This window comes from Mycolicibacterium wolinskyi (genome assembly GCF_002101965.1).
Lineage (GTDB): Bacteria > Actinomycetota > Actinomycetes > Mycobacteriales > Mycobacteriaceae > Mycobacterium > Mycobacterium wolinskyi.
On the sequence record NZ_LQQA01000007.1, the window covers coordinates 83,791 to 107,393 of the forward strand.

The 23,603-nt window shown below is 66.4% G+C and carries 22 protein-coding genes and 1 tRNA gene; 8 read left to right on the forward strand and 15 right to left on the reverse strand.

Annotated elements, in window-relative coordinates; genetic code table 11:
• Window positions 1-2: 2 nt before the first annotated feature.
• From AWC31_RS06495 to AWC31_RS06515, 5 genes are all read right to left on the reverse strand, one after another.
• Window positions 3-854 carry an ABC transporter ATP-binding protein gene (locus AWC31_RS06495; protein WP_085143511.1) on the reverse strand — a complete coding sequence of 284 codons (852 nt, stop codon included), beginning with the start codon at window positions 852-854 and terminating at the stop codon, window positions 3-5.
• Window positions 851-2,053, reverse strand: a complete 1,203-nt coding sequence (locus AWC31_RS06500; RefSeq protein WP_067845627.1) for a branched-chain amino acid ABC transporter permease — start codon at window positions 2,051-2,053, stop codon at window positions 851-853. Before AWC31_RS06500 ends, AWC31_RS06495 begins: the two co-directional genes overlap by 4 nt.
• Window positions 2,050-3,087, reverse strand: a complete 1,038-nt coding sequence (locus AWC31_RS06505) for a branched-chain amino acid ABC transporter permease (RefSeq protein ID WP_085143512.1) — start codon at window positions 3,085-3,087, stop codon at window positions 2,050-2,052. Before AWC31_RS06505 ends, AWC31_RS06500 begins: the two co-directional genes overlap by 4 nt.
• An 84-nt stretch (window positions 3,088-3,171) precedes the next feature.
• A complete protein-coding gene (locus AWC31_RS06510) occupies window positions 3,172-4,383 on the reverse strand; it encodes a branched-chain amino acid ABC transporter substrate-binding protein (protein ID WP_067845625.1) in 1,212 nt (403 codons plus the stop codon).
• 199 nt (window positions 4,384-4,582) lie between these two features.
• On the reverse strand, window positions 4,583-5,206 hold the full coding sequence (locus AWC31_RS06515) for a two-component system response regulator PdtaR (protein WP_067845624.1): 624 nt from the start codon (window positions 5,204-5,206) through the stop codon (window positions 4,583-4,585).
• Between the two features lie 87 nt (window positions 5,207-5,293).
• Between AWC31_RS06515 and AWC31_RS06520 the strand changes: the two genes are divergently transcribed.
• Window positions 5,294-5,367 (forward strand) — tRNA-Leu (locus tag AWC31_RS06520).
• 4 nt (window positions 5,368-5,371) lie between these two features.
• Here AWC31_RS06520 and AWC31_RS06525 read toward each other — a convergent pair.
• Entirely contained in the window at window positions 5,372-6,241 is an 870-nt protein-coding gene (locus tag AWC31_RS06525) for an SDR family NAD(P)-dependent oxidoreductase (RefSeq protein WP_085143513.1), read from the reverse strand.
• A gap of 97 nt (window positions 6,242-6,338) precedes the next feature.
• On the opposite strand from AWC31_RS06525, the gene AWC31_RS06530 reads away from it, so the two are divergent.
• Window positions 6,339-6,902 (forward strand): TetR/AcrR family transcriptional regulator, encoded by a 564-nt coding sequence (locus AWC31_RS06530; RefSeq protein ID WP_085143514.1) that lies wholly within the window; start codon window positions 6,339-6,341, stop codon window positions 6,900-6,902.
• A gap of 8 nt (window positions 6,903-6,910) precedes the next feature.
• Here the strand turns inward: AWC31_RS06530 and AWC31_RS06535 are convergent, their stop codons facing one another.
• Window positions 6,911-7,783: a hypothetical protein gene (locus AWC31_RS06535; protein ID WP_234816748.1), complete on the reverse strand. Its 873-nt coding sequence runs from the start codon at window positions 7,781-7,783 to the stop codon at window positions 6,911-6,913.
• A gap of 215 nt (window positions 7,784-7,998) precedes the next feature.
• Here AWC31_RS06535 and AWC31_RS06540 point away from each other — a divergent pair, with 215 nt between their 5' ends.
• A complete protein-coding gene (locus AWC31_RS06540; RefSeq protein ID WP_067845901.1) occupies window positions 7,999-9,294 on the forward strand; it encodes an adenylate/guanylate cyclase domain-containing protein in 1,296 nt (431 codons plus the stop codon).
• Here the strand turns inward: AWC31_RS06540 and AWC31_RS06545 are convergent.
• The 8 genes from AWC31_RS06545 to AWC31_RS06580 are packed head-to-tail and all read right to left on the reverse strand — an operon-like array spanning window position 9,291 to window position 16,946.
• The gene (locus AWC31_RS06545) at window positions 9,291-9,776 is read right to left on the reverse strand and encodes a Dps family protein (RefSeq protein WP_085143515.1); all 486 of its coding nucleotides are present in this window, start codon (window positions 9,774-9,776) and stop codon (window positions 9,291-9,293) included. The two genes, AWC31_RS06540 and AWC31_RS06545, sit on opposite strands and share 4 nt — an antisense overlap.
• Window positions 9,777-9,835: 59 nt before the next feature.
• Window positions 9,836-11,626, reverse strand: coding sequence for a DUF2339 domain-containing protein (locus AWC31_RS06550; RefSeq protein WP_085143516.1), 1,791 nt, complete (start codon window positions 11,624-11,626; stop codon window positions 9,836-9,838).
• Between the two features lie 43 nt (window positions 11,627-11,669).
• A complete protein-coding gene (locus AWC31_RS06555; RefSeq protein WP_067845576.1) occupies window positions 11,670-12,323 on the reverse strand; it encodes a response regulator in 654 nt (217 codons plus the stop codon).
• A complete protein-coding gene (gene macS, locus AWC31_RS06560) occupies window positions 12,323-13,465 on the reverse strand; it encodes a MacS family sensor histidine kinase (RefSeq protein WP_085143517.1) in 1,143 nt (380 codons plus the stop codon). The genes AWC31_RS06555 and macS overlap by 1 nt, the downstream gene beginning before the upstream one ends.
• A gap of 57 nt (window positions 13,466-13,522) precedes the next feature.
• A complete protein-coding gene (locus AWC31_RS06565) occupies window positions 13,523-14,380 on the reverse strand; it encodes a sulfurtransferase (protein WP_067845562.1) in 858 nt (285 codons plus the stop codon).
• A gap of 10 nt (window positions 14,381-14,390) precedes the next feature.
• Window positions 14,391-15,143, reverse strand: a complete 753-nt coding sequence (locus AWC31_RS06570) for an amino acid ABC transporter ATP-binding protein (RefSeq protein WP_165765924.1) — start codon at window positions 15,141-15,143, stop codon at window positions 14,391-14,393.
• 5 nt (window positions 15,144-15,148) lie between these two features.
• Window positions 15,149-16,054 carry an amino acid ABC transporter permease gene (locus AWC31_RS06575; RefSeq protein ID WP_067845547.1) on the reverse strand — a complete coding sequence of 302 codons (906 nt, stop codon included), beginning with the start codon at window positions 16,052-16,054 and terminating at the stop codon, window positions 15,149-15,151.
• A gap of 7 nt (window positions 16,055-16,061) precedes the next feature.
• On the reverse strand, window positions 16,062-16,946 hold the full coding sequence (locus AWC31_RS06580) for an ABC transporter substrate-binding protein (protein ID WP_067845542.1): 885 nt from the start codon (window positions 16,944-16,946) through the stop codon (window positions 16,062-16,064).
• A gap of 218 nt (window positions 16,947-17,164) precedes the next feature.
• On the opposite strand from AWC31_RS06580, the gene AWC31_RS06585 reads away from it, so the two are divergent.
• From AWC31_RS06585 to AWC31_RS06605, 5 genes are all read left to right on the forward strand, one after another.
• Window positions 17,165-17,767 (forward strand): HdeD family acid-resistance protein, encoded by a 603-nt coding sequence (locus AWC31_RS06585; protein ID WP_067845539.1) that lies wholly within the window; start codon window positions 17,165-17,167, stop codon window positions 17,765-17,767.
• A 96-nt stretch (window positions 17,768-17,863) separates the two neighbouring features.
• Window positions 17,864-19,327 carry a cytochrome ubiquinol oxidase subunit I gene (locus AWC31_RS06590; protein ID WP_085143518.1) on the forward strand — a complete coding sequence of 488 codons (1,464 nt, stop codon included), beginning with the start codon at window positions 17,864-17,866 and terminating at the stop codon, window positions 19,325-19,327.
• An 11-nt stretch (window positions 19,328-19,338) separates the two neighbouring features.
• The gene (cydB, locus tag AWC31_RS06595) at window positions 19,339-20,388 is read left to right on the forward strand and encodes a cytochrome d ubiquinol oxidase subunit II (protein WP_067845530.1); all 1,050 of its coding nucleotides are present in this window, start codon (window positions 19,339-19,341) and stop codon (window positions 20,386-20,388) included.
• Between the two features lie 50 nt (window positions 20,389-20,438).
• A complete protein-coding gene (gene cydD / locus AWC31_RS06600; protein ID WP_207626312.1) occupies window positions 20,439-21,995 on the forward strand; it encodes a thiol reductant ABC exporter subunit CydD in 1,557 nt (518 codons plus the stop codon).
• Window positions 21,982-23,514, forward strand: coding sequence for an ATP-binding cassette domain-containing protein (locus AWC31_RS06605; RefSeq protein ID WP_085143534.1), 1,533 nt, complete (start codon window positions 21,982-21,984; stop codon window positions 23,512-23,514). The genes cydD and AWC31_RS06605 overlap by 14 nt, the downstream gene beginning before the upstream one ends.
• The last annotated feature ends 89 nt before the right edge of the window (window positions 23,515-23,603 follow it).

A 23,603-nucleotide genomic window follows, 5' to 3' on the forward strand; every position in this document is an offset into this window, starting at 1 on the left:
TGTCAGACGGTGTCATCGGGCACCCCCAGATAAGCGGCGATGACCTTCGGATCCTCACGGATCGCAGAGGGCAGGCCGTCGGCGATCTTGCGGCCGAACTCCAGCACCACGATGCGGTCGGTGACGCCCATCACCAGACGCATGTCGTGCTCGATCAGCAGCACGGTGTAGCCGTCATCGCGGATCTTTCGGATCAGGTCGATCAGCGCGGCCTTCTCGCTCGGGTTGAACCCGGCGGCAGGCTCGTCGAGGCACAGCAGCTTGGGTTCGGTGGCCAGCGCGCGGGCGATCTCGAGCCGGCGCTGGTCGCCGTACGGCAGATTCTTCGCCTTCTCCTCACCGCGGTGCGCGATGCCCACAAAGTGTAGTAATGCAGCTGATCTCTCGATCGCCGACTTCTCCTCGCGACGGTGCCGCGGCGAGCGGATCAACGCACCGGGCACCGACGTGCGGTGGCGCGCGTCGGTGCCGACCATGACGTTCTCCAGCGCGGTCATCTCACCGAACAACCGGATGTTCTGGAAGGTGCGGGCGATACCGCGCCGGGTGATCTGGTGCCGTTTGATCCTGCCCAACGGTGCGCCGTCGAACGACACCGATCCCGAACTGGGCCGGTAGACACCCGTGATGGCGTTGAAGCAGGTGGTCTTGCCTGCGCCGTTGGGGCCGATCAGGCCGAGGATCTCACCGCGGCGGATGTTGAACGTGACGGCGTCCAGCGCGACGAGCCCACCGAACTTGACGGTGAGATCATGGGTTTCGAGCAGCACCTCGCCTTCGGCGGCGTTGATTTCGCGGTGGACGCCCGCCAGTTCTTCGATCGTCTCTTCGGCCACTTGCGGCGGTTCGGTCACGACGTCCCCTCCTTGACCGGCGTCGCCCGCAACAATCGACGCGCCGAGTTGCCGTACGTCAGCAGCTGTTGACGTACCGGGAACAGGCCCTGCGGCCGGAAGATCATCAACACCACCAGTGCGAGCCCGAAGAACAGGTACTTCAGGTCTCCCATGTTGATCCCGAGGAAATGCACGCCGAGCAGGCGGTTGGGCAGGTAGACGATGATGAACGCGCCGAAGATCACGCCAAGCTTGTTGCCCTGCCCACCGAGCACGACCGCGCACAGGAACAGCATCGAGTTGATTATGTTGAACGTCGGTGGCGCGACGTACTGGACCTGGCCCGCGTACAGCGCACCGGACAGCCCGCCGATCGCGGCGCCGATCACGAACGCCCACAGCTTGAACCGGAACGTGTTGACGCCCATCACCTCTGCGGCGTCCTCGTCCTCGCGGATCGCGACCCAGGCACGGCCCACCCGGCTGCGTTCCAGGTTGCCGACCAAAAGGAGGATGCCGACCATCAAGACCAGGCCGAGCCAGAACCACCACGTGCCGTAGTTGGCCACGCCGGTCGAGTTACCGCTGGAGAACACACCGTTGGGCAGCGTCTCGCTCTCCCCCACCCGCGGGTAGGCGACCTGGTTGAGGCCACGCGACCCGTTGGTGATGTCGGACAGATTGTCGGCGAGCAGTCGGATGATCTCGCCGAAGCCCAGGGTGACGATGGCCAGGTAGTCACCGCGCAGCCGCAGGGTCGGCGTGCCGAGGATCAGGCCGGCCAGCGCGGTCACGGCCATCGCCAGCGGAACGCACGACAGCCACGCCCAGTCCTTGCTGAAGAAGCCGTCGGGCCCCATCTTGTTCCACGGACTGTCCGGGCTCGTCAGCAACGCGACGGTATAGGCGCCGACGGCGTAGAAACCGACATAGCCGAGATCGAGCAGGCCGGCCTGGCCGACGACGACATTGAGGCCGATGGCGATGATGGCGATCATCGCGAACTGCGCCATCGTGCCGCCGAAGCTGATGCCAGGGGTGTTCAGAAAGCTCGGGGTGAACAGCGGCAGCAGGCCCAGCAGCGTGAAACCCACGAGGCCGACACCCCACTTGGCCACGCGCGGCAACGTCGACCACGAGTCGCGGAGGACGTCACCGGGCGCCAACAGCGTCCTGGTGACCGGGCTGCTGGTTTCGGATGTGTGCTTGTCGCTCATACCCGCGCCTTCCCAAGGCTTTCACCGAGTATGCCCGTCGGCCGGAACAGCAGAACCAGGACGAGCAGAACGAACGCGACGACGTCGCGCCACTGGGTCCCGAACACCGCCTGCCCGTAGTTCTCCATGATTCCCAACAGCAGACCGCCCAGCAGCGCGCCTCGCAAGTTGCCGATGCCGCCGAGCACCGCGGCCGAGAATGCCTTGATGCCCAACAGGAATCCACCCGAATAGATGATGCCCTGCGGCACCTTGAGGGTGTACAGCAGCGCCGCGGCCCCTGCCAGAAGCCCGCCGATCAGGAACGTCGTCATGATGATCCGCTCGCGCGAGACGCCCATCAGCGTCGCGGTGGTCGGATCCTGCGCGACCGCGCGGATGCCGCGGCCGAACTTGGTGCGGTTGATCGCAATGTCGGTGAGCACCGCGAACACCAGTGCCGCGCCGATGATCACGAGCGTCACGTTCGAAACCGTCGCGCCGAAGATGGTGAACTGCGTCTTCGGCTGAACGAGGGTGATGGGCTGCTGCGCATTGCTTCCGCCGTAGCCCTTGAGCAGCTTCGGCAACACGAAGTGCACGAATTCCTGCAGCACGAACGACATACCGATCGCCGTGATAAGGAACGTCAACGCGCGCGCGTTGCGTTTTCGCAGCGGACGGTAGGCGATGAATTCCAGGCCGACGGCCGCCGATCCCGAGACCAGCATCGCGAACAACATGGCGATCGCCAGATACAGCACGGTGAGCGCGATGCCTTTGTTGTAGGCGTTGCCGCTCGGCGTGAAGCCGAGGATCACGTCGAGGCAGAAGTAGGCGCCGAACATGCCGAGCATGAAGATCTCGGAATGAGCGAAGTTGATGAGCCGCAACACGCCGAACACCAGCGTGTATCCCACTGCCACCAGCGCGTAGATCGCGCCCCAGGAGAGGCCGTCGATCGTCAACTGCCAGAAGCCGTTTCGCAAGCCCTCTAGGTTGAAGCTGATGTTGTCAGCCAGGCAGACGTACTGGTCGACGCACTGATGGATCATCCGGTGGCGACTCCCTGATAAGCGAGGTGAAACGAAACGCGTCCGAGTCCCTGTTGCGGCCTCGGACGCGTCTCGTCTGGTGGACTACTGGACGTCGTACATCCAGATGAGGGTGGTGGTCAGCTCACCCTTGTCGGTCCATTGGTACTTACGGGCGACGCCCTGGCCGTCGTAGTTGCGGACGTAGTTCAGCAGTGCGTCCCGGGTGATCGCGCCGGAATCGATGCCCTTCAGCAGGATCGTGCCGAGGTCATAGCCCTCGGTGCTGTACGTGCCGGGCTCCTGGCCGAACTTCTGGGTGTACTCGTCGGCGAACGCACCGGTCGCCGGGCCGCACGGGCAGGACAGCAGCGCGCCCTTCGACGATTCGCCGGCCTGCTTCACGAACTCGGGATCCTTGGTGCCGTCCGCGCTGACGAACGTCGTTTCGACACCGCCGTCCTTGAGCTGCTGGACGAACGGCGCGGCCTCGGAGTAGTAGCCGCTGTAGAACACCGACTCGGGTGCCGCACCCTTGATCTGGGTGACCGCCGCCGAGAAGTCCTTGTCGCCCTTCTTGACCGAGATGTTGCATGCCGAATCGGCAACCGGCCCAAGGGTTTGGCGCACGGCTTCGGCGAGACCGAGGCCGTAGTCGGTGCTGTCGTCGACCACGCACACCTTCTTGTGGCCGAGCGTGTTCTTCAGGTAATTGGCCACCGATGGACCCTGCACACCATCGTTGGCGAGGCCGCGGAAGAACGTCCGCCAGCCGTTCTCGCTCAACGTGACGTTGGTGGCCGAGGCCGTCGTGGCCACCAGCCCGGCCTGGTTGAACACGTCACCGGTGGCTTTGGTCTCGCCGGAGAACGCCGGCCCCACCAGACCGATGATGAACGGTTCGTCGACGATCTGCGGGGCCACACCGGTGGCCTTCTGCGGATCCCCTTCGGTGTCAAAGGTCTTCAGCTGCACCTGGCAACCGGGGTTGGCGGCGTTGTGCTTGTCGATCGCAAGCTGCACACCGTTCTTGATGTTGATGCCGAGTGCGGCGTCCGGTCCGTTGAGCGCGCCCATCATCGCGATCATCACGGGCGGGCAGGTGGCCTTGCCGTCCCCGGCGGGATCGGCGGGGGCAACACCCTCGGCAGCTTTGACCTCGGCGCCGTTCTCGTCGATCTGGACTTTCTCGACGATCCTCAAATTGGTCTGGGCTGCTTCTTCCTCAGGTGTGGATTGGCTGCAGCCGGCAATGGCAAGTGCAACCACACCCGCACTACCGAGAGCAAATGCTTTCCGTGCCACGCGACTGCGCACGCTTCACCTCCGGGTCAGTGTTGTCAGCGGCGCCGACGCCAGCACCCGTACGGGGGCCGGCGTCGATGCTTCGGGTAGAACATAGCCAACGACCGGCCGTAGTGCGGGATGTTGAGGAATTGAAGCGCGGCTGTCGCTTGGATGACCAGCAGGAACCAATTGACGGAAACGCATTTGTTACAGCCGGCGGGTATTTCGGCTAGCTCGACGGGGCCCCGTCCGCAGGGTCCTCCAGCGTTTCGAGAACCACCTCCGCGACACGCTTCATCGTGGTTCGACGGTCCATCGCGGCGCGCTGAATCCACTTGAACGCCTCGGGTTCGGACATCTTGTGCTTGCTCTGCAACAGGCCCTTGGCGCGTTCGACGAGCTTGCGCGTCTCGAGCCGGTCCGACAGAGTCGCGACTTCGGTTTCCAGCGCGGCGATCTCGGCGAACCGGCTCACCGCGACCTCGATGGCCGGAACCAGATCGGTGACGTTGAACGGTTTGACCAAGTAGGCCATGGCCCCGGCGTCACGCGCCCGTTCCACGAGCTCGCGCTGACTGAACGCGGTGAGGATCACGATCGGCGCGATGCGCTTGCTGGCGATCTCCGACGCGGCGTCGATACCGTCGCGACGCGGCATCTTGACGTCCATGATCACCAGATCCGGCCGCAGGCTCTCGGCGAGCTCGACGGCCTCCTGCCCGTCGCCGGCCTCACCGACGACCTCATAGCCCTCTTCGCGCAGCATCTCGGCGAGGTCGAGGCGGATGAGCGCTTCGTCCTCGGCAACGAGCACGCGGCGCGGTTTGTCAGAGTCTGTCGATGACCCGGTCATGGGAGACATTGTGTCGTGGTGGGCACCGATGAGCGACCGCGGGGGCATCCTCTATGGTGGTAGGCCGCAGCACCGAACGGTGCGCACGCCCTCGTATCCCAACTGGCAGAGGAAACGGATTCAAAACCCGTACAGTGTGAGTTCGAATCTCACCGAGGGCACTCATCACCGCTGCCCCAGCGGATCCAATTGCGCGGCTGACGCGTCGTCGGCCGTCGTCGACTCACTGAGCGCGCGCCACTTCTCGTCGGAGGCCAGTAGGTCGCGTCCGGCCGCGGTGGCGTACTTGTATGCGTCCGCGCCGACCAGCAGCCGCAACGGCGGGTCCTCAAGTCCGACGACGTCGAGCACGAGCCTCGCGACCTTGACCGGATCGCTGGCCGCGGTCACCTCTCCCGAGCTGTGCCGGGCGGCCATCGCCCCGACGGTCTCGGCGTACTCCGGCCGTATCGGGGCGATCGCCATGGACGATCCGGCCCAATCGGTGCGCATCCCACCCGGTTCGAGCACGGTCACCGTGATCCCCAGCGGGCCGACTTCCTGCGCGAGCACCGACGAGAAACCGCCGACCGCCCATTTGGCGGACTGGTACGCGCCGAGTCCAGGTGTCGCGAGTCGCCCGCCCACCGACGACACCTGGATGATCCGGCCCGAACGCTGCGCGCGCATCACCGGCAGCGCCGCCTGAGTCAGCCGCACGACACCGAACAGATTGGTATCGATCTGGGCGCGGAAATCGGTGAGGTCGACGTCTTCGATCGCACTGAGGTTGGCATAGCCGGCGTTGTTGACCAGAACGTCGAGACGCCCGAAGCGGTCCACCGCTGCCGCGACGGCCTCCTCGACGGCAGTGTCGTCGGTGACGTCCAGCGGCACCACCACGAGGCGGTCGCCGGCAAGCTCGTCGAGTGCGGAACTGCCGCGCGAACCGGCGACTACCCGGTGCCCGGCGGCAAGAGCCGCGCGCACGATCTCCAGCCCGAGGCCGCGCGATGCCCCACTGACCAGGAACACGAGAGATTCGGAACCAGACATTGGCCACCTTCTAACTAACTAGTTTGTTGATAACGAGTTCAGTCAACTCGCGGCCAGCCCGCCTGTCAACTAAACAGTCAGTTGATAACCTGTGAATATGGTGCGAGATGCCGAAGCCACCCGACAGCGCCTCCTCGAGGCCGCCCGTGACGAGTTCGCGACGTATGGCATCGCCGGCGCCCGCGTCGACCGCATTGCTGCCGCGGCCCAGTCCAACAAGGCCCAGATCTATCACTACTTCGGCAGCAAGGACGGTCTGTTCGACGCGGTGTTCGACGACATGTGCCGCGTAACCCTCGACGAAGTGCCCATCGACGCGACAGACCTGCCGGAATACGCGGGCCGGTTGTTCGACTCGTACCGGCGCAGGCCCTGGGTACAGCGCATCGCCACGTGGTACCGACTGGAGCGCGCCAGCACAGCTGACCTGCTTCCGATCGTGGTGGCGAGCAACACCGCGAAGATCGAGGCGATCAGCGCCGCGCAACGTGCGGGCACACTTCCCGATCGATTCGCACCCAGCGTGCTGCTCGGACTGGTGCTGCACCTGTCGGGCTTCTGGAGTTCGAATACGCCCGAGTTCGACGCCGCGGTCGACATCGCCTCACCCGACGCGCAACGCCGGGTGGTTGTCGATGCCGTCGCGGCCCTGGTCTCGTGACGCGCTTGCTACGGCAGGAATCGTGCGATCTGCGGTGACGGGAGCGTCTGCGCGGCGCGGGCCTGACGGAAGCCGATCGCGCCACCCGCGGCGGTGAGCAACGCCAATCCGGCGACCCCTGGCAACACTGCGAACAGCAGGTCCGAGGTGCTCGCGGTCCGCAGGTAATCCGCGTAGCCGATCCGGAACGAATCCGGAATCACTTGCGGTGCAGACGGATTCGATGCCAGCGGCGGGGCGCTCGGCGGCTCGACGGCGGGTGCGTTCGGGCTGGGGACAGCCGGCGCGGACGGCGCGCCACCACCGGACGGTGCGGCGGGCAGGGGCGGCAGGGCAATCGGTACCGGCGGCAGGACGACGGGAGCGGGTGCAACCGGAGCCACGGGCACCGGCGCAGCGGGAGGAGTGGCCCGGATGACGATGCCGCGGCTGCTCGGCGTCGTTGGCACCGGTGCCAGGTTGGGTGCCCGGCCGATGTTGCTGTTGGTCGGCACACCGCCGCCGCCACCACCGCCTCCGGAGACGGCGGCGGGCGGCGATTGGCCCGCGCCGCCGAACGTCACCGATTCCGGTGCGTTTGCCGACTCGGGCGCGCGGTCGGCCGACCCGGCGGACTGGCTAGCGCCACCCGGATCGGGGCGGGCCGCCTTCTTGGGGCCCGCGTTGCCCGGTCCCCCGGTCTTCTTCGATCCGCCGTTCTGTTGCGCGCCGACCTTGGCGCCGTGATCGGACTTCTTCTTCTTGTCCTTGTGATCGAAGATGTCCAGAATGTCGAGGTCGATGCCGAACAGATCGGCTGACGCAACTGCCGTGCCGGCGACACCGGGCCCCGCCACCATGGCGCCACAGGCGATGGCACAGCCGATGGCCGTATTGCGCATCCACGTACGGTCCACGCTCAAAGTCCCCCGGGAGATCAGCGACGCCCCACGCCGCACTCACTGGAAGAACCCATTCTGACACATCCTGGGCCGTAAGAGTTTGCTGGACCGTGGTAGAGGCGGTGTGACCGTCTTCACGAATGTCGGCCGACGCGCGTCTTCGCGGCGATACGCTTGCGTCTGTGGTGGTCAGCGAGTTTCGGCGCTCGGTGTGCATGCCCGAGCTGGCGCTGGACAACCGCGTGCCCGCCCGCACTCGGCACTACGCCGAGAGCGTCGCCAGCCGACTGCGCGTACTGACCATCGCCACGTGGATCGCCGCAGCGGTCTCGGCCGCGTTCGGCGTCTTCCAACTCGCGATCGGTGGGCAGATCTGGCAGTTCGGCTTGCTCAATCTGGCCTTCGCGACGCTGTTCGTGTTGGTGCCGCTGCTCTACCGGTTCGGCGAACTCATTGCGCCGCTGACCTTCTTCGCGATCGCCTACGTTTCGGTGACCCTGCTGTGTTACGAGATCGGCACGGGATCGGGGCTGCAGTTCTACTTCCTGGTGGCGGCGTCGCTTGTCGTCCTCGTGCTGGGCATCGAACGCATCGTGCTGGCCGCATTCCTGGTGGCGTTCGGCGTCGCGGCGACCATCGCGCTCGAGCTGCTCGTGCCCGATGATCGCGGACTCGGCCCGCCATGGACGCTGACGGTCGGGTTCATCATGTCGACGGTTTCGGCGGCGGTCATGGTGGTCGCGACGGTCTGGTATTCGCTTCGCGAGATCGGTCGCGCCGAAGAGGCGATGGAGGCCGAGTACCAGCGCTCCGAAAAGCTGTTGGCCAACATACTTCCCGCGACGATCGCGGACCGTCTCAAGGATCCGTCGCGCACCATCATCGCCGACAAGTACGACGACGCTTCGATACTGTTCGCCGACATCGCCGGCTACACCAAGCGAGCCAGTGACACCACGCCGACCGATCTCGTGCGGTTTCTCGACCGCCTCTACACCGACCTCGATGCCCTGGTCGATCGCCACGGCCTGGAAAAGGTGAAAACCAGCGGTGATTCGTACATGGTCGTCGCCGGGGTTCCGCAGCCCCGGCACGATCACGTCGAAGCGCTGGCCTGCCTGGCACTCGACATGGCCGAGGCCGTCGCCGATCTGAAAGATCCGCACGGCCGCGAGGTCCCCCTCCGGATCGGCCTGGCCGCAGGCCCCGTCGTCGCCGGGGTGGTCGGAGCCCGAAAGTTCTTCTACGACGTCTGGGGCGACGCCGTCAACGTCGCATCGCGCATGGAGACGACCGACGTCGAAGGCCGAATCCAGGTGCCGCAGGACGTGTATGACCGCCTGCTTCCCACATTCCTCCTCGAGGAACGCGGCGAAGTCGAAGTCAAGGGCAAGGGCGTCATGCGCACCTGGTATCTCGTCGGCCGGCGAGACGACGAGGCGGTGCGCGCTTCGCTGGAGATCACCGGCGAAGCGGACACCGCCTCGGCAGTCCGCCCGACCCTCAACTAGATCTTGCGGTTCTCCGACTTGATCAGCCAGGCGAGCTTCTCCAGCCCGTCGATCAGTTGATGCAAGATGTCGGGCGTGGTCGGGTCCTCGGCGTCGACGTCGTCGTGAACCCTGCGCATGGTGTCGACCGCCGCGTAGACCCGGGTTGCGATGAGATCGACGACCTCATCGGTGCTGCGCTCGTAGGCCGGGAATTCCGGCAGGCTCGTACCGCCCGCAACGGTGTCGGAACGGCCGTCCGGCACGGCGTCCAGCGCGCGCATCCGCTCGGCGACGGTGTCGGCGCCTTCGCGAGCGAAGTCGACCAGTTCGTCGAGTTGCAGATGCAGGTCCCTGAAGTTGGTGCCGACGACATTCCAATGTGCCTGTTTGCCTTGGAGCCCCAGTTCGATCAGGTCGAGGAGAACCTGCTGCAGGTTGTTGCTGAGCTCAGGAGAGGCCTGGTAGCCCTGAATTTCCGATTCGGTTCGACGTGTACTCATGCCACTTCCAACAACGCTTAATCTGGAATCAATCCAGATTAAGTTCGATGTGGCAGGCATCACGCCGAGGGCGCCTGGCCCGGCCCGGGCTCGTTGTGCTGGCTGAGCAGACGCGCGTACCCGGCCCCCATGCCCAGCAGCACCAGACCGACGACGATGAACACCGCCACTCGGAAGATGCCCGCCAACGTGCCCAAGTCGAACAGGAACAACTTGGCCATCGCCGCCGCCACGAGCACCAGGCCCGCACCGATCGCCGATGAACGCCGATTCTTCGGCCGCCGGGCGGCGTACGTGAACAGGCCCGCCGCCGCCGCGATCCAGCAGATGGTCGCCGCCATGTGACCACCGAAGAACCCACCGCCGGTACCGCCGATGAGCACACCGGCAGTGACGGTGAACGTCGTGACCGCATATCCGATCGCCGCGCCCGCCGCGATCCACAACACGCGAACCGTGTCGTCATCCGACGCCTGCGCCAACGGCCACCCGATCGCCAGCGTCGCACCGATGACGAGAATGCTCGCGATCAGCACCGAAACGGCCACCCCGCCAGTCGTTTCCGTTGCATGGGCCAACATGTGTGGCGGTGCGTAGCCCAGGTAGAACGCACCGCCGCACAGCCCGAACCCGATGGCCGGGCATCGGGCGAGCACATCGCGCCTGCCGATGACCGCGACCACGATCGCCATCGCCAACAGCACCGGCCCGGCCACCACGCCGTCGAACGCGACGATCACCGCGATCAGTGCCGCGACCGCCGACAGTGCGCCCCACGCGCGACGCACGGCAGGCACCACTCCGGGCAATCGATCACCGAGCGCCACGACCGCCAGCAGGCCGGCGGCCAGCGCAGCGATCATCAAGGCCGCGAGCACTCGATCGACACAGGCCGAAACGCACAGCAGCGGAACCACTCCCAGGGCTGCGAGCACGGCCATCGCGGCAGGTTTGGCCGTGGCTCGCAACAGCACGAGACCACCGGCGATCGCCAGCACGGCGGCCAGCGCGCACGCGAATGCCAGTGGTAGATCATCGCGATTGCCGAACGCGGCCGACGCCAGCGCGAGCATCAGCGGGACCGTGCTCGCGGCAGTACGCGCCGCGTACATCCAAATCCAGTCCCGGCCGTACTGCACCGGCAGCGACGCCGCGGTGAGCGCGAGCATGAACCCGATCAGCAGCAGCGTGATGCCGTCGGTGATCACCGGGGCCAGCCCGATCAACGGCACCAGTACGAGCAGGCCGAGGTGCTCGGAGTTCCAGCGCCTGGCCAGCATGAGACCGCCGCCGCCGATGCCGGCCGCCAAGGCAAGTCCGGCCCCGGCCGGCAACCAGTCGTAGATCGTCGTCGCGGCGATCACATCCATATACGCGGCCGCGATACCGGTCGCCGCCAACGCGATGGCGCCGACGCGACCACCCGGCCTGCGGTAGAGCCAATGCGCGGCGGCGATCAACGCGACTGCCAGGGCCGCGCCTGCGGCCACCCGGAACTCCGGGCGCAGGATGCCTGCCTGTGCGGCAAGGACCAGCAACAGCACCACGCCGATGAGCGTGACCGCGACACCCGCGACGGCGAGCGCCTTACCGATCCAGCCTTCCGAACGCTCGGGCCGCGGTTGCGGTCGCGGCTGCGGTGGGGGTGCCACCGGTGGATACGCGGGTGGCTGCGGCTGCGCAAACACCGGGTACTGCGCCGGAACCCAGTGCGGCGCAGTAGGTGCGGGCCGCGAAGCGAGTAACCGATCGAGCTCGGTCAGGTCTGCTGATGCCCTGGCCATATACGCGGAGATGGCGGCGAAATCCGCCGACAGCCGGGCGATGACTGCGCGCTGCGGTTCGGTCATGGTGTCAGCGTGGCAGCAGATCGACCCGTTGAGATGAGTAGGACTACTCGTCCAGGCCGTGCTCGATCGCGTAACGGGCCAACTCGACCCGGTTGGCCACCTGCAGCTTGCGGAACGTCGCCTGCACGTGGTTTTCCACGGTGCGGTGACTCAGCGACAGCCTGGTGGCGATCTGCTTGGCCGTCAAGCCTTTTGCCACGTAACGCAACACCTCGGTCTCGCGTTCGGTGAGCGTCGGTGTCGCGGGCCCGTCATCGGGCCGTTGCGCGATGCGCCGGTACTCACCCAGGACCAGTCCGGCCAGGCCGGGGGTGAACACCGCGCGGCCTTCCGCGGTGGCCCGCACCGCTGCGGCCAGCTCCGCCTTGGACGCGCTTTTCACGAGGTACCCGGTGGCTCCGGCCTTGACCGCCTCCAGCACGTCGTCGCGCTCGTCGGACGCCGACAGCACCAGTACGCGCGACGACGGCGACACCGCAAGCACTTCTGTGGTGGCCTGTACACCGCTGCCGTCGGCCAGCCGCATGTCCATCACCACGACATCGGGCTTCACCACGCCGGCGCGCCGACCTGCCGACGCCACCCCGTCTGCCGTTGCCACGATGTCGAACCCGTCGTCGGCAAGATCGCGCGCCACCGCGTCACGCCAGATCGGATGGTCGTCGACGACCATCACTCTCAGTCCGCCGTCAGACATCACTCCCCCTTCCGCGGACGTGGCACAGTCAGCTCCCATTCGGTGCCGCAATCCGGTCCCGTCGTCAGCTGCGCGCTGCCGCCCAGCCAATCCATCCGGCCGACAATGGATTTCGAGATCCCGAGCCGGCCCTGTCGTTCTGCTTCGGCCAGCCGGCCGTCCGGAATGCCTGCCCCGTCGTCACGGATACTCAGCGTCACCGAATCCCCGAGATCCTCGAGCAACACGAAGGCGCAGGCGTCGGCACCGGCGTGGGCAGCCACATTGTCGAGCGCGTTCTCGGCGGCCGCGAACAGTTCGGTGGCCGTGGCATGTTCGAGCAGGACCGGTTCGGCGGGCAGGCTGAGCGAGACCCGGTCGGACGCCCTGGTGCGCAGCATGGCGCCGATGTCGGTCAGCGGACCGGAGTCGGAACCCGCCCCGGCATCGGTCGCACTCACCAAGCGGCGTAGCGCACGTTCCTGCTCCCCGGCGAGTTCGGCCAGTTGCGCTGTCTCGCCACCTATTTCGCGACCCTTCCGGGAGACCAGGGCCAGTACCTGGATCGCCCCGTCATGCACCCGCCGGGACAGTCGTTCCCGTTCCTCCAGTGCTGCCGACAGCCGGGCGACCCGTTCCAGCTCGGCGTGCGCCCGCCGCGCGGTCTGTGCGGCCATTCCGACCGCGAGGCCCACGGCCAACTCGATGACGATCGTGGCGTTGCGGCCGAGGTTGACGCTGACGTAGCCCTTCAGTGCGGCGGCAGTGGCCATCACGGCAAGCCCGGTGGCCATGCCGCCCACCGGGCCGAACTGCAGGGCGGCCGAGATGGTCGCGTTGGTGGCCCACAGCGTGGTCGGCCACGACTGATTGTCGGCCACCCACTGATCGGTCGCGACGATCTCCGTCGACAACATCAACACCACGACGACCGCGATCTCGGCGATCACCCACGCGGTGCGCCGCCCGAAACCCTTCAGATAGGCGACCGCGCACGCGATGCTCCAGGCGATGAGAACCGCGCACAGCACCCACCCGAGCGCGGGCCGCTCCAGATCCCCGTTGACCGCGATCTGAAAGCCGAGCGCGTAGATACAGCTCAGCAGGCGAAACACCTGCGCAGCGCGCCACAGCGGCGTAACCGGGTCGGGTCGCGGCTGCATTTGCTCAGCATAAAGTCGCCGAGTGCACCCAACCCGCACCGATCGAGAGCCGAAGAACTACTGCGCTCCGCGTGCGACGGGCCGATCCGGATCAGAGCTCCACTCCGACCAGGAACCCGGGTACAACGCGGCGTCCACCCCGGCCGCCGCGAGCCCCGCCACGGTGAGGGCCGCCGTGACACCCGAGCCGCAGTACGCACCCACGGCGCCACGACCGGTCACACCTTTATCGGCCAACAACGTCCGGAGTTCGGCGTCGGGAAGCAGCGCGCCATCCTCGGTGAGCAGCCCCGTACTCGGAAGATTGGTCGCGCCGGGGATATGACCGGCGACCGCGTCCACGGGCTCGACGTCGCCGCGGAACCGTTCGGGTGCCCGCGCGTCGAGCAGGACGTCTACGCCGGACGTTGCCTGTTCGGCAGTCAACGTGCGGCGTGCCCCGGCATACAGGTCGGTGTGCACCACGTCGACGTCTCCGGGTTCGGGGGTGACCGGGCCGGTCTCCAGCGGGCCGCCCGCAGCGATCCAGGCCGCCAAGCCGCCGTCGAGTATGCGTACGTCGGCGATCCCCGCTGCGGTGAGCACCCACCACGCGCGAGCCGACCCCGCCCGGTTCCAGTCGTCGTAGACGATCACCGGCACGCCGGTCCGCACACCCCAGCGCCGGGCCGCCGCCTCGAGGTCGCGACCCGACGGCAATGGATGGCGGCCGCGGCCCGGTACCTGATGGTCGGCCAGCTCGGACTCGAGCGAGACGTACACGGCGCCGGGGAGGTGGCCGGCCAAATACGCCTGCTCGCCGTCGGGTTCGGCGAGAGTCCAGCGCACATCGAGCACCGTGACCGGATCGCCCGCAGCGATGAGCTCACGGAGTTCGGGGGCGGAGACGAATACCGCTGAGCGCGTCGAAGCCACCCAATCGAAGCTACATCACCTTCGACAGGAAGGCTTTCGTGCGTTCGTGTTTCGGATTGCTCATGACCTCGCGGGGCTCACCGCTCTCCACGATCACACCGCCGTCCATGAACACCAGCTTGTCGGCGACCTCACGGGCGAAACCCATCTCATGCGTGACCACGACCATCGTCATGCCTTCTGAGGCGAGCTTTTTCATCACTCCGAGCACCTCACCGACGAGTTCGGGGTCCAGCGCCGAGGTCGGCTCATCGAACAGCATCAGCTTCGGACTCATCGCCAACGCACGCGCGATCGCCACCCGCTGCTGCTGGCCGCCCGAAAGCTGGGCCGGGTAGGCATCGGCCTTGGCCGACAGGCCGACCTGATCGAGCAGATCCTTGGCCCGTGCCACCGCAGCGGCTTTCTTCACCTTCTTGACCTGGATGGGCGCCTCGATGATGTTCTCCAGCGCCGTGCGATGCGGGAACAGGTTGAAGTGCTGGAACACCATGCCGACGTCACGGCGCTGCTTCGCGGCGTCCTTCGGACGCATCTCATGGAGTTTGCCGCCGCGTTCCCGGTAGCCGACGAGTTCACCGTCGACATAGAGGCGACCGGCGTTGACCTGCTCGAGGTGGTTGATACAGCGGAGGAATGTCGACTTACCCGAGCCGGACGGGCCCACGAGGCACAACACCTCGCCTTTACCGACCTCAAGCGTCACGCCCTTGAGCACCTGCAGCGCGCCGAAGTTCTTGCACACGTTCTCGGCGCGGACCATCGCGGTCATGGATGCGGCTCTCCCATCTGCGCCTTGGCCAACGCTTCGAGCTGCTTGGACGTCAGCTTCCGTGACGCACCACGCGCGTAATACCGCTCAAGGTAGTACTGCCCCACCATGAGGATGCTGGTGATCGCCAGATACCAGGTGGACGCGGCGAGCAGCAGCGGTATCGGCTGGAACAGCGCAACGCCGATGTCGCGCGCCCGCCCGTACAGCTCGAAGCTGTACGGCACGGCCGTCACGAGCGACGTGGTCTTCAACATGCTGATGAACTCGTTGCCCGTCGGCGGGATGATGACCCGCATCGCCTGGGGCAACACCGTGCGACGCATCGTCATCGGCCATGACATGCCGAGTGCGGTCGAGGCCTCCGACTGGCCCTCGGGCACGGAGTTGATGCCGGCCCTGATGATCTCGGCCATGTAAGCCGCCTCGTTGAGGCCGAGCCCCAGAATCGCCAGCATGAAGAAGTTCGGGTCGGAGAGGCTGAACTCGAAGAACGTCGGCCCGAAGGGCACCCCGAGCTTGATGTTCTGGTAGAGCACCGGAACCAGACCCCAGAGCACCAACTGCACATAGACCGGCGTTCCGCGGAAAATCCACAGATAGGTCCACGAAACCGCTTTGAGCACCGGGTTCGGCGACAGTCGCATCACCGCCAGGATCACGCCGAGCACCACGGCAAGCACCATCGAGAAGATGGTGAGCTGCAGGGTGTTCCACGCAGCTTCTGATAGACGTTGGTCGAACAGGTATTTCCAGTATGTATCCCACCCGTACGCCTCGTTGGTGGCGGCGCCGTAGACGAAGAGCCCGAGCAGGACGAGAAGAGCAACCGCCGCCACCCACCGCCACGGATGCCTCAGTGGGACTGCGTCGATGGCGGGTGGCGGCGATGCATCAGTCATCGGCGGCTCAGCTGACGGCGCCGTTGATGACGGGCTTGTCGATCATCCCGTTCTCAGCGCCCCAGTTCTTGGCCACCTGTTCGTATGCGCCGGTTTCGATGAGGTGTTCGAGAGCCTGCCTCAGCGTCTCGGCCAATGGCGAGCCCTTCTGGACCGCCCAGCCGTAGGGTGCCGAGTCGAAGATGTCGCCGGCGGCCTCAAGCTTGCCGTCGCTCTGCTTGATGGCGTAGGCCGTCACCGGTGAATCAGCCGACATGGCATCGGCCTGGCCGAGCATGACGGCATTGGTTGCAGCGGTCTGATCGTCGAACTTGATGACCTCGATTGCGGGCTTGCCGTCCTTCACGCACTTGTCGATACGGGCCGGCATCTCATCGGTGTCCTGCACGGTCGCCGTCTGCACCGCGACCTTCTTGCCGCACGCGTCATCGGGGTTGATGCCCGCGCCGGCCTTCTGGGCCCACGCCGATCCGGCCTCGAAATACGTGACGAAGTCGACCTGCTCCTCACGTTCTTTCGAGTCGGTGAACGACGACATCCCGACGTTGTAGGTGCCGCCCTGGACCGACGGGATGATCTTGTCGAACGCCGACGGCCGGTACTCCGTGGTGAGTCCCAGTGTGGCCGCGATCGCGTTCATCAGGTCGACGTCGAATCCGATGATCTTGCCGCTCGGATCCTTGAACTCGTTCGGCGGGTACGTCGGGTCTGTGCCGATCACAAGCTTGCCGCTCGACTTGATCGGCTCCGGCAACGTGTTGGCGATCGCGTCGACCTTCTCAGCCGTCGCCGCGGTCGTCTCGGTAGCCGGTCCGCTGCTATCGGTGTTGCTCGCGCAACCCGACATCGCCAGCGCGCCGCTCGCAGCCATCGCGACCGCAATGCGCCACATCTTGCCCCGACGGTTCTGACATCCAGCTCTCACAGGTTGCCTCTTCTCTCTACATCTATTCGCGTTGGACCGTCATCCGTCTGTTCCAAACCGGAGACGATAACGGCCATAGCGCCGGCGCGCAGTGCCGGTAACGAGACATTAACGACCGCAGTACGATGCCACAGCCGTACCGTAAAATACGCGTTCGCCCATGTGGTTTGTGCCAAACTGCCTGCATGGAAACCACCGCTCCCCCAAGCCTGTTGCCTCACCTGTGGAAGGCCACGCTGGTTTCGGGGGTTCTCGCGATCATCCTCGGAATTCTCGTCTTGGTGTGGCCGGGCATCACCATTCTGGTGGCGGCCATATTCTTCGGCGCCTACCTGTTGATCACCGGCATCGCCCAGGTGGTCTTCGCGTTCAGCCTGCACGTGACGGCCGGCGGACGCGTTTTGCTGTTCATCAGCGGCGCGGCCGCGCTGATTCTGGCCGTGCTGTGTTTCCGCAGCCTGCAGGATTCGATTCTGCTGCTGGCAATTTGGGTCGGCGTCGGATTCGTGTTCCGTGGCGTGGCCACCGCGGTGTCGGCGATCAGTGATCCGACGCTGCCCGGCCGCGGCTGGGAGATCTTCTTCGGTGTGATCAGCCTGCTGGCCGGCGTGGTCATGCTCGCGGCACCGTTCGAATCGCTCGCCACGCTGGCAATCGTCGTGGGTGCCTGGCTGATCGTGCTGGGTGTCTTCGAGGTCATCTCGGCGTTCGGTATCCGCAGCGGTGCGAAGAAGTTGGGTTCGGCCCTGCAGTCGCCGTCGTCTCCTTCCGCGCCTGCGGTGAGCTAACACACGCTGCCCGTCATGAACCGAACCTGGTTGGCACCCCGGATGTCTACTACACTTTGTCGTAGGTTGACCTAGCGACCTTGGAAGTGGGGTCAGATGGACGCGTTGGACGTATCACGGTGGCAGTTCGGAATCACCACCGTCTACCACTTCATATTCGTCCCGCTGACCATCGGCTTGGCGCCGCTCATCGCCGTCATGCAGACGATCTGGGTCGTGACGGGCAACGACAGCTGGTACCGCCTGACCCGGTTCTTCGGGAAGCTGTTCCTGATCAACTTCGCGATCGGCGTGGCAACCGGAATCGTGCAGGAGTTCCAGTTCGGCATGAACTGGAGCGAATACTCGCGATTCGTCGGCGACATCTTCGGTGCCCCGCTCGCGATGGAGGGCCTGGCCGCGTTCTTCTTCGAATCCACTTTCATCGGACTGTGGATCTTCGGCTGGACGCGTCTGCCCCGCCTGGTGCACCTGGCCTGCATCTGGATCGTCGCGATGGCCGTGAACATGTCGGCCTTCTTCATCATCGCGGCGAACTCGTTCATGCAGCATCCGGTGGGTGCCCGGTTCAACCCTGAAACGGGCCGCGCCGAGCTCACGAGCATCGTCGCGTTGTTCACCAACAACACGGCCATCGCGGCGTTCAGCCACGCCGTGGCCGGATCGTTCTTGACCGCAGGGGTTTTCGTCGCGTGCGTGTGCGCGTGGTGGATGGTGCGGTCCCATCGTGTCGGCGGTGACGCGCCACACGACGCCGTCACCATGTACCGGCCGGCCACGATACTGGGCTGCTGGGTGACGCTGGTGGCCGCGGTCGCGCTGTTCTTCACCGGCGACGCGCAGGGCAAGCTCATGTTCGAACAGCAGCCGATGAAGATGGCTTCGGCGGAATCGCTGTGCCACAGCGAAACCGACCCGGACTTCTCGATTCTCACCGTCGGCACGCACAACAACTGCGACAGCGTCACGCATTTGATCGAAGTGCCGTACGTGCTGCCGTTCCTCGCCGAGGGCAAGTTCAGCGACGTCCATCTGGAGGGCGTCAAGGACCTCCAGGAACAGTATGAGCAGAAGTTCGGCCCAGGCGATTACCGCCCCAACCTGTTCGTCACATACTGGTCGTTCCGGGCGATGATCGGATTCCTCGCTGTCCCAGGTCTGTTCGCGCTCGCCGCGTTGTGGCTCACCCGTGGCGGCCGGATCCCGAATCAGCGCTGGTTCGGCTGGTTCGCGCTGCTGACCATCCCCACCCCGTTCCTCGCCAACAGCGCGGGCTGGGTGTTCACCGAGATGGGCCGACAGCCCTGGGTCGTCGTGCCGAATCCGACGGGCGATCAAGACATCCGGCTCACCGTCGCGCAGGGGGTATCCGGTCATTCGGCCGGCATGGTGCTGCTGTCACTGGTGGCCTTCACGCTGCTGTACGCCGTGCTGGCGGTCATCTGGTTCTTCCTGCTCCGGCGTTACGTCGTGGAAGGCCCGCTCGAACACGACTCGGAACCCGCGCCGCCGACCCCACCGGACGCCGACGAAGTCGCGCCGTTGTCGTTCGCGTACTGAGGAGCGAATCGATGGGATTGCAAGAACTCTGGTTCATCCTTCTGGCCGTTCTGTTTCTCGGATTCTTCATCCTCGAGGGGTTCGACTTCGGTGTCGGCATGCTCATGTCGTTTTTCGGCCGCGCCGCCCAACAGCGCGGCGAGGACTCCGAGCCCTATCGACGCGCCGCGCTCAACACCATCGGCCCGGTGTGGGATGGCAACGAAGTCTGGCTGATCACCGCCGGCGGCGCCATGTTCGCGGCGTTCCCCGAGATGTATGCGACCGTGTTCTCCGGGCTCTACCTGCCGCTTCTGGCGATCCTGTGCGCGATGATCGTGCGCATCGTCGCCATCGAATGGCGCGGCAAGATCGACGATCCAGGCTGGCGGCGATGGGCCGACTCCGGTATCGCCATCGGCTCGTTCGTGCCCGCGATTTTGTGGGGTGTGGCGTTCGCCGGATTGGTGCGCGGCATGCCGGTCGACGCCGACAAGCAGATGCACCTGTCGATCGGTGACGTGCTCAACGCCTACACCTTGCTCGGCGGCCTTGCCACGGGTGCCCTGTTCGCTCTGCACGGCGCGGTGTTCGTCGCACTCAAGACCTCGGGCGCCATCCGCAGCGACGCGTTCCGGTTCGCCGGGCTGCTGGCCATCCCGGCCACTGTCCTGGTTGCCGGGTTCGGGTTGTGGACACAGCTGGCGTACGGCAAGAGCTGGACCTGGTATGTGCTTGCCGTGGCGGTGATCGCGCAGATCGCCGCAGTCACCCGGGTCTACAGCCGCAGAGGCGAGGGCTGGGCGTTCGCCTACACCACGATCGTCGTCGCGGCCGCCGTGATCCTGTTGTTCGGCTCGCTGTTCCCGAACCTTGTTCCGTCATCGCTCAATCCGGACTGGAGCCTGACGATCTACAACGGATCGTCGTCCCCCTACACACTGAAGATCATGACGTGGGCCGCGTTGATCTTCGCTCCGCTGGTCGTCGTGTACCAGGGCTGGACGTATTGGGTGTTCAGCAAGCGGATTTCCGCCGAGCGGATTCCGGACCCGATCGGACTCACCCGGCGGTCGGTCTGAACCTCTGGCGCGCGCTCGGCATTCGCGGCGGCACGGCATCCACGACGGCGCTGCGGCGATACCTCGTGGCCGCCGTGGCATGTGGTGTGGCGATCGCGGGCACCACGATCGCGTCCGCTGTGGTGTTGGCGCACATCGTTTCCGGTGTCGTCACCAACCCGAACGGGCCGGCCGACTGGGCCGGCGAACTCGTGACACTCGCGGCGCTGTGGCTGTTGCGGACGCTCGCGCAGTGGCTGCAGGGACGTCTGTCGCAGCGTGGCGCCACAGCCGTCATCGGTGAATTGTCCAGCCAGGTGCTGCGTTCGGTGACCGCACGGCCGCCGCGGGATCTGGCTGCCGAGCGCGATGCAGCCGCCGTTGTGGTGACTCGTGGCTTGGACGGCCTGCGCCCGTACTTCACCGGCTACCTACCCGCCGTCGTGCTGGCCGCGATCCTCACGCCCGCGGCGCTCGTCGTGATGGCCTGCTACGACTTGCAGGCCGCGGCCATCGTGCTGATCGCGTTGCCGCTCATTCCGATCTTCATGGTGCTGATCGGGCTGCTCACCGCCGAACGCTCGGCGGCTTCGCTCGCGGCGATGACGACGCTGCAGGGCCGGCTGCTCGATCTCGTCGCGGGCATCCCGACGCTGCGCGCAGTCGGTCGGGCAGCGGGATCCGCCCAGCGCATCGCCGAACTCTCGGCTGCGCACCGGCGTTCGGCCATGGCGACTCTGCGGATCGCGTTCCTGTCGTCGTTCGTCCTCGAATTACTCGCCACGCTCGGTGTGGCCCTGGTGGCGGTCAGTGTCGGCCTGCGGCTGGTGTACGGCGACATGACGCTCGCCGCGGGTCTGACCGCACTGCTGCTGGCGCCCGAAGTGTTCTGGCCGCTGCGGCGCGTCGGCGCCGCGTTCCATGCCGCCCAGGACGGAAAGACAGCAGCCGAGCAGGCGTTCGGATTGTGCACGCCGCAGGAATCGCCCGCCGGTGAGACCCGCAGGCCCGCGTCGTCCGCACCGACGATCACCGTCGACCGTCTCGACGGTGCGATCCGACCAGGTCAGGTCACCGTGCTGACCGGACCGAATGGCGCCGGTAAGTCCACGGCGCTGCAAGCCATCCTCGGGTTGGCCGAATTGCCTTGGGGCAAGGTGTATGTCGACGACATCGAGGTCGGAGAGCTCGATCTGCCGTCGTGGTGGCGTCAGGTTGCCTGGCTGCCGCACCGTCCCGTGTTGATACCCGGCACGGTGCGCGACAACCTCGAGTTGCTCGGCCCCATCCACGATCTCGACAACGCCTGCCGCGACGCCGGTTTCGATGATGTGCTCGACGACCTGCCCGAAGGTTTGCAGACGCGGCTCGGCCGGGAGGGTGTCGGGTTGTCGCTGGGACAACGGCAGCGACTCGGCCTGGCCCGGGTGCTCGGCTCGTCGGCGCAGGTGCTCTTGCTCGACGAGCCCACCGCGCACCTCGATGCCGATCTGGAGGCACGCGTGCTCGCCGCGATCGTGGCCAGGGCCCGCGCGGGCGCGACCGTATTGGTGGTCGGGCACCGTGATCCGGTATTGGCGATCGGCGACCGGCAATTGGCGGTAGGTGATCTGCTTGTACCGCGCTGATCCGCTGTTTCGGCTCACCGTCGACCTGCTGCGGCCGCGGCTCGGCCGGTTCCTGCTCGCGAGCCTGTTCGGGGTGTTGTCACTGGGCAGCGCGCTGGCGTTGGCCGGTATCTCCGCGTGGTTGATCACACGCGCCTGGCAGATGCCGCCGATCCTGGACCTGACGGTGGCCGTGGTCGCGGTGCGTGCGCTCGGCATCTCGCGCGGCGTGTTCGGGTACTGCCAGCGGCTCGCGTCGCACGACACCGCGCTGCGGGCCGCGGCCAACGCCCGTACCGGCTTGTACCGCAAGCTCGCCGACGTGCCGGCCGACGACGCCATGCGGCTGCCGAGCGGCGAACTGGTGGCCCGCGTCGGCGCGTCCGTCGACGAGCTGTCCGACGTCCTCGTGCGCGCGTTGCTACCGATTGTGGTGGCGGCCGTCCTCAGCTGTGCCGCCGTCGGCGTCATCGCCATCATCTCCCCCGTCGCCGCAGCGGTTCTCGCGCTGTGCCTGCTGGTCGCCGGGGTGCTGGCACCCGCGGTCGCTGCCCGCGCGGTGGCCGCTGCGGAAAGTGTTGCGGCACAACATCGGGCCAGTCGCGACACCGCGACGATGCTGGCCCTGGAATACGCGCCGGAGTTGCGCGTGAGCGGTCGCCTGGATGAGATCATCACGACCGCCGAACGCCACCACCGCAACTGGGGCGATGCCGCCGACCGCGCCGCTGCCCCGGCCGCTGTCGCGGGGGCGATGCCGAGTGCGGCGATCGGCGTCAGCGTGCTCGGGGCGGCGATCGCGGGAATCGCGCTGGCGCCTGCCGTCGCACCGACGACCGTGGCGATCCTGATGTTGTTGCCGCTCTCGGCCTTCGAGGCGACCACGGCGCTGCCCGAAGCCGCGGTGCAGCTCACCCGGTCACGGATCGCGGCACGCCGCCTGCACGATCTGATCGCACCGGACAGTCACGGTCGACGACGGCCGCATGTGCCCGCTGTCGATCTGCCCCCGGGCGGCCGGCTCGCCGTCGTCGGACCGAGTGGCTCCGGCAAGACGACGATGTTGATGGCGATGGCGGAGAAGTTCGACCAAAAGTCGCGCCGGGCAGCCTTTTTCGCCGAGGACGCGCACCTGTTCGAGACGACGGTGCGAGACAACCTGTTGGTGGTCCGCGGTGACGCCACCGACGCCGAGTTACTCGAGGCGCTGCACCGCGTCGGCCTGACGGACTGGCTCAGCGGATTGCCCGACGGGTTGTCCACCGTTCTGGTCGGCGGCGCGGCGGCGGTGTCCGCGGGTCAGCGTCGCCGTCTGCTGCTGGCCAGGGTGCTGGTCTCCGATTTCCCGATCGTCCTGCTCGACGAGCCCACCGAGAACCTGGATGCCGCTGACGGCCAACAGTTCCTGACCGACCTGCTCACGCCGGGTGCGTTGGTGCCGGCCGACCGCACGGTCGTCGTGGCCACCCATCATCTCGCGGCCGACACCGACTGCCCGGTGATTCGCTGTCCACAACTCGGCGCCGCCGTCGGCGAGTAGCCTCAAACACATGAGCGACGAGCGAGCCGACGTGCCCGGGTCGGACGCACCTCCACCGGCCCAACCCGTTGCTGGGCCCCGTCGAGGAA